Consider the following 6,439-nt stretch of genomic DNA (forward strand, 5'->3'; position numbering starts at 1 on the left):
GTGGAAAAAGTCGATGCCCACCAGATTGAACAGCGCCTGCCACAGGTACAGGATCAGCCAGAAGATGCCGGTGAATACAAGGGTCAGTCCGGCGGTGAGGGCGTTATCCCAGGAAAAGTGGAACAGCGCCCGGTAACCCGGGGACCGCAGCCGCTCTTGCCCGCTGGCACTGGCGCGCAGCAGGAAGCCCACAATAAAGGTGGCAATGCCGATGGCGACAGCAAAGCTGCGCGGCCATTCGCAGTGGACCAGGTCAGCTGGGGTACATTGGTGGCCGCGATAGCTGCCCAGTAAGGCGAGTACCGCGGCGTAGCCGGCAATGAGCCACCAGGTACTGTGGGCCAGGCGCGGTGCGGCGGTGAGGATGATCAGGGGCGGGATGGCGATGACTACGGTATAGCAGAGATAGAGCCAGACCGGAGACCAGGTTTCCGCCGCCGGCAGGGCTTTCAGCAGGTAGAGTGCCAGCCCCTGGGTCAGTGCGGTAAGCAAGATCAGTCTCTTGTTGGACCCCGTCAGCGGCTCCTGTCCCTCGGTCCCGGCGGCTTCTGTTTCAGCACTGCTTCCCTGCATCTGCGTTGCCCCGACTTATTAGTGCTTTTCTTCCCGCAGGTTGTAGAGCCCCTTCTTCAGCTTCAGCAGGTGCTCTTGGAGTTTCGGGCCCTTGCGCTGGGCGACGCCGATGGCGAGCACGTCGATCACCACCAGGTGGGCGATGCGGGAGGACAGCGGGGTGTATAGTTCGATGTCTTCTTCCACGTCCACCTCCAGCGGGATGCTGGCCTGGCGCGTCATCGGCGAGCCACTGGGGCCGAGGCCGATTACGGTGGCGCCCTGCTGCTTGGCCATGTCCATAGAGCGCAACAGTGCGGAGGTGCGGCCGCTCTGGGAGATGGCGACCACGACGTCGCCGGGCTCCATGCTCATCGCCGACATGCTCTGCATGTGGTGGTCGGAGTGGGCGGCAGCGGCCAGTTGCAGGCGGAAAAATTTGTGTTTGGCGTCGGCGGCCACGGCACCGGAGGCGCCGAAGCCGAAAAATTCGACCCGCTTGGCGGCGGCGATGGCGGTAACCGCGGCTTCGAGGGCGCGGTTGTCGATCTTGTCGCGCACGTTCAGCAGGGTGTCGACGGTGGAGTCGAAAACCTTGCGCTTGTACTCGGCGATGGTGTCGGTTTCGGTTACGGCGATCTGGCCGAAGCTGGGGCTGGAGGCCAGCTGCTGGGCGAGGTTGAGCTTGAACTCCTGGAACCCGGAACAGCCTACGGCGCGGCAGAAGCGCACCACGGTGGGCTCGCTCACCTGGGCTTCGGTAGCCAGGTCGACGATGCGCATATGGATGATTTCGCCGGGGTTGGCGAGGATGTATTCGGCGACCTTGCGCTCTGACTTGCGCATGGAGCTCAGCTGTTCGCTGATCTTCTGCGTGACTTCCGCTGGCTTCACGACATTACCTTCTCTGGTTCAAGCTGTGCATTTTAGCGGCATGGCGGTGTGCTGGCGAGCCTTGGCTTGTTTTGGGGCCGCTGGCGGTGCTGGCACCGGTGGGCCTACGCGGGACACGCCGTGTCCCGCAAAGGTATACCCGGTAGCAGTCCCGCCACGGACTCGCTATCGGTGGCCTTAAAACCCTGTTTATATACCCAGTTATCCCCTTACCCCTGATACAATCCCCGCCCATGGACGTATCAGAACTTTTAGACCCCCTCAACGACGCCCAGCGCGAGGCCGTGGCCGCGCCCCCGGGCAATCAACTGGTTCTCGCCGGTGCCGGCTCGGGCAAGACCCGCGTGCTGGTGCACCGTATTGCCTGGCTGATGCTGGTGGAGGGGGCATCCCCCTACTCCATTATGGCAGTGACCTTTACCAACAAGGCCGCGCGCGAGATGCGCGGGCGCATCGAGGAGCTGCTGGGGGTGAATACCTTCGGCATGTGGGTGGGCACCTTTCACGGCCTTGCCCACCGGCTGCTGCGGGCCCACTGGCAGGAAGCGAAGCTGCCGCAGAACTTCCAGATTCTCGACTCCGACGACCAGCTGCGCCTGATCAAACGGGTGCAGAACGAGCTGGGCCTGGACGACAAGAAGTGGTCGCCGCGGGAGACCCAGTGGTGGATCGGCGCGCAGAAGGACGAGGGCATACGCCCGCAGTATATCCAGCTCACCGGTGACCCCTGGCTGCAGACCATGGTGCGTATCTACAGCGCCTACGAAGAGGCCTGCCAGCGCGCCGGGGTGGTGGATTTTGGCGAGCTGCTGCTGCGGGCCCATGAACTGCTGCTGAACAACGACGGCATCCTCGCCCACTACCGCCGCCGCTTCCCCTACATTCTGGTGGACGAGTTCCAGGACACCAACACCATCCAATACGCCTGGCTGCGCCTGCTGGCCGGCGACCAGTGCTGCATCACCGCAGTGGGCGACGACGACCAGTCGATCTACGGCTGGCGCGGTGCCAAGATCGAGAATATCCAGCACTTCGAGGCGGACCTGAAAGACGTGCAGACGGTGCGCCTGGAGCAGAACTACCGCTCCACCAGCACCATCCTCAACGCCGCCAACGCGGTGATCGAGAACAACGCCGGCCGCCTGGGCAAGGAGTTGTGGACCGAGGGCGACGAGGGCGAGCCGATTTCCCTCTACTCCGCCTACAACGAGCAGGACGAGGCGCGCTTTATCGTCGAGCGCATCCAGGACTGGGTGCGCGAAGGCAACCGCCGCGACAGCGTGGCCATTCTGTATCGCTCCAACGCCCAGTCGCGGGTGCTGGAAGAGGGCCTGCTGCGGGAACAGGTGCCCTACCGCATCTACGGCGGCCAGCGCTTCTACGAACGCCTGGAGATCAAGAACGCGCTGTCCTACATGCGCCTGATCACCAACCGCCACGATGACACTTCCTTCGAGCGGGTGGTGAATACCCCCACCCGCGGCATCGGTGCGCGCACCGTGGAGCTGGTGCGCGAGTTTGCCCGTGAGCACGGCAGCTCCATGTGGGACGCTGCGGCAAAAATGCTGCAGCAGAAAGTGCTGGCGGCCCGCGCCGGCAACGCGCTGGCGAATTTTCTCAGCCTGATCGACGCGCTGGACGAGGAGAGTGTCGACAAGACCCTCGACCATATTGCCGACCTCGCCATCGAGAAAACCGGCCTGCTGGACTTCCACGGCAAGGAAAAAGGCGAGAAGGGCCAGACCCGGGTGGAAAACCTGCAGGAACTGGTCAGCGCCTGTCGCGCCTTCGACGGCGTGCCGAGCGCGGAAGTCGAGGGTGAGGAAGGTGACGAGGCAGAAGAAATCCCGCTGCTGAACCAGTTTCTCGACAGCGCCGCACTGGACGCCGGCGAGGGCCAGGCGGACGAGTTCGAGGACGCGGTACAACTGATGACCCTGCACTCCGCCAAGGGGCTGGAATTCCCGCTGGTGTTTATGGCCGGGGTGGAGGAAAACCTGTTCCCGCACAAGATGTCGGCGCAGGAACCCGGGCGCATGGAGGAAGAGCGCCGCCTGTGTTACGTGGGCATCACCCGCGCGATGCAGAAACTGTATATCACCTACGCCGAGAGCCGCCGCCTGTTCGGTACCGAGACCTACAACAAGCCGTCGCGCTTTGTGAACGAGATCCCGCCGAATCTGGTGCACGAGGTGCGGCTCAAGACCGAAATCTCCAAGCCGCTGTTCCAGCCCAACTATGGCAAGTTCGGTGGCGGCATCAATCCCTACTCCGATCCGGCGCCGGAATTTGATGACGAGCTGCCGCCGCTGGCGCTGGGCGGTCGTGTGGATCACCCGAAATTCGGTGAGGGGACCGTGGTACAGTTTGAGGGTTCCGGCGCGCGCGCCCGGGTACAGGTCAATTTCGACGATGCCGGCAGCAAGTGGCTGGTGGTATCCATGGCCAAATTACAGCCGTTATAGTGATCGACAAAATCATCCCGGCCTTCGCCGGGATGACGGAATAAAACGAAAAATAAAAATCAAACGGATATGAAAAAAATAAACTGGTATCCCCCCGTCATCCTCGGCCTGCTCGCCCTGCTAGTGGTCACCTTCGGCGCACTGGTGGTGTCGCGCACCGACCAGGTACAGACCGTCACCTCCATCGAAAACGCCGGCCAGCAGACCTTCGAGTGGAAGCTCGTCACCACCTGGCCGAAAAACTTTCCCGGCCTCGGCAGCGCGCCGGAGCGTTTCGCGAAGAACGTGGCGAAGATGTCCAACGGCCGCCTCAAGATCAAGGTCTACGGCGCCGGTGAACTGGTGCCGGCGATGGGGGTATTCGGCGCGGTGTCCGACGGTGCCGCCCAGGTGGGCCACGGCGCGGCCTATTACTGGAAGGGCAAGGTGCCCGCGGCGCAGTTCTTTACCGCGGTACCCTTTGGCCTGAATGCGCAGGAAATGAACGGCTGGCTGCACTACGGCGGTGGCCTGGAATTGTGGGAGGAGCTTTACGCTCCGTTTGACCTGATCCCCATGGCCGGTGGTTCCACCGGCGTGCAGATGGCGGGCTGGTTCAACAGGGAAATCAATTCCGTTGACGATCTCAAGGGGCTCAAGATGCGCATCCCGGGCCTTGGTGGTGAGGTGCTGAACCGCGCTGGTGGCACTGCGATAACCATCCCCGGCGGCGAGCTGTATACCGCGCTGCAGACCGGGGTGATCGACGCCACCGAATGGGTCGGCCCGTACAACGACCTTGCCTTCGGCTTCCACCAGATCGCGCAGTATTACTATTACCCCGGTTGGCACGAGCCGGGCTCCATCCTCGAAATCATCGTCAACAAAACTGCATTCGAAAAACTGCCGGAAGATTTGCAGGCGATAGTGCGCACCGCCGCCCGCGATGCCAACCAGGACATGCTCGACGAATACACCGCGCGCAATAACCGTGCGCTGAAGGAGTTGGTGGAGGAGCACGGTATCGAATTGCGCAAACTGCCGGACTCTGTGATCGCGCACCTGAAAGCCATCAACCACCAGATTATGGAAGAAGCTGCGGCCAAAGATCCGCAGTTCAACCGTGTGTACCAGGCATTTAAAGAGTTTGAGGCCCAGGTGATTCCATACCACCGGATCAGTGAAGAGGCGTATTACCAGACGCGGGAAATTGAATTACCGTAATGCTGTTCCTGTGATTCCAAAGGTTAACAGGCTGACCTGTCCGCCTGTTAACTAAAGGCATTAAATTCAGCATATGTATTTATGGCCAAGCTGTATGCAGCCAGGTTTTGGTAAGCGATAAATACATTCGATTATTTCTTGATGGTTAGCGAGTTCTCGCAACTTCATCTCTGCTTTTCTCCGCGCATTTCCCCATTCCGTTTTATTCAAACCTGCACCGGATTGGTGACTTACCTGTCTTTCATTGCGGGATGTGCGTCCAATACGGTGCGGTTACAAACCGTTACGGCTAATGATTACTTATTGCCTGGCGCGTTTATTAGTATCGGGCGCCCATGGTCTGTCTGGGGTATTTGAGAAGGCCAGCGGAAATAAAAAATAAACGCCTAGGAGCATTTATGAAAATAAAAACGTTGAGCAGCGCCGTTGCTGCCGCGTTATACAGCCTTGGGGCGGTGCAAGCCGTTTCAGCTGCTGGCCAGGAGCAGGCGGTGCTCAAATCGCTCGATTTGAGTCTGCCTGTTTACCAGGAATACAAAGCGCAATATCAGAAAAATCAGGTTTTGGAAAATGGCGGCGCCAATATCCAGCTGCAGAATGCCAGCAATAGCCAGAAATTTTTCCGCGAAGAAGGCCTGACCGGTACGCACAAATACTTCGTGCGTCTGAAGGATCTACCCGCCGCGGTATATGACGGCGGCATCGAGGGCCTCGACAGCACCAAGGACCTCCTCAAGAACGGTGTCAAGGCGCGCGGTAATCAGGCTCTGAATGCCTATACCGGCCACCTGAAATCCAAGCAGGAAGCCCTGGTAAGCCAGGCCGCCGGTAAAGGCGTGAACCTGCAGGTACTGGAGAGCTTCCAGGTTGCACTGAACGCGGTCACCGCGGAGCTGACCCAGGATGAAGCGGAAGCGCTGTCCGAGCTGGCCAGCGTTGCCGGCGTTGAACGCGTACGCATTCATGAACTGCACACTGATGTCGGCCCGGAACACGTGGGTGCGGATGTTGCCTGGACTGGCACCAGCCGTCTCGGTGGCCAGTACATGGGTGAAGGGATTGTTGCGGGTATTCTGGATACCGGCGTCAACTCCGACCACCCGTCTTTCGCCGCCACCGGTGACGACGAGTACACCGTGCAGAACCCGCTGGGTGACGGTGTCTACCTGCACGACTGTGCGGTGGATGGTCAGGAAGAGCTGTGTAACAGCAAGCTGATCGGTGTCTGGTCCCACTCAACCATTACCGACACCTATACCGGCCCCGAAACCTGCACCTGGCGCGGCTGCGTCCCCGGCCCGCAGATTCGCCCGGCAAACGGTGAA

5 protein-coding genes are annotated in these 6,439 nt (G+C 60.7%); 3 read left to right on the forward strand and 2 right to left on the reverse strand.

Features of this window, described 5'->3' with window-relative positions:
- Positions 1-573: hypothetical protein (locus tag QZ511_RS15990; RefSeq protein ID WP_295803947.1), on the reverse strand; the 573-nt coding region annotated here is incomplete at its 3' end.
- 18 nt (positions 574-591) lie between these two features.
- Positions 592-1,446 (reverse strand): transcriptional regulator HexR, encoded by an 855-nt coding sequence (hexR, locus tag QZ511_RS15995; RefSeq protein ID WP_295803949.1) that lies wholly within the window; start codon positions 1,444-1,446, stop codon positions 592-594.
- A 233-nt stretch (positions 1,447-1,679) separates the two neighbouring features.
- Here hexR and uvrD point away from each other — a divergent pair, with 233 nt between their 5' ends.
- The 3 genes from uvrD to QZ511_RS16010 form a co-directional block, all read left to right on the forward strand.
- Positions 1,680-3,911, forward strand: coding sequence for a DNA helicase II (gene uvrD / locus QZ511_RS16000; RefSeq protein WP_295803952.1), 2,232 nt, complete (start codon positions 1,680-1,682; stop codon positions 3,909-3,911).
- 69 nt (positions 3,912-3,980) lie between these two features.
- Entirely contained in the window at positions 3,981-5,114 is a 1,134-nt protein-coding gene (locus QZ511_RS16005) for a TRAP transporter substrate-binding protein (RefSeq protein WP_295803954.1), read from the forward strand.
- 398 nt (positions 5,115-5,512) lie between these two features.
- On the forward strand, positions 5,513-6,439 hold a 927-nt coding region (locus tag QZ511_RS16010), incomplete at its 3' end, for a protease inhibitor I9 family protein (RefSeq protein WP_295803955.1).

Origin of the sequence: uncultured Microbulbifer sp. (assembly GCF_913055755.1) — a bacterium.
Lineage (GTDB): Bacteria > Pseudomonadota > Gammaproteobacteria > Pseudomonadales > Cellvibrionaceae > Microbulbifer.

What these genes read in the sequence shown, in the direction of transcription:
- QZ511_RS16005 (WP_295803954.1), top strand. Translation starts at nt 3,981, where the DNA reads ATGAAAAAAATAAACTGGTATCCCCCCGTCATCCTCGGCCTGCTCGCC.
- uvrD (WP_295803952.1), top strand. Translation starts at nt 1,680, where the DNA reads ATGGACGTATCAGAACTTTTAGACCCCCTCAACGACGCCCAGCGCGAG.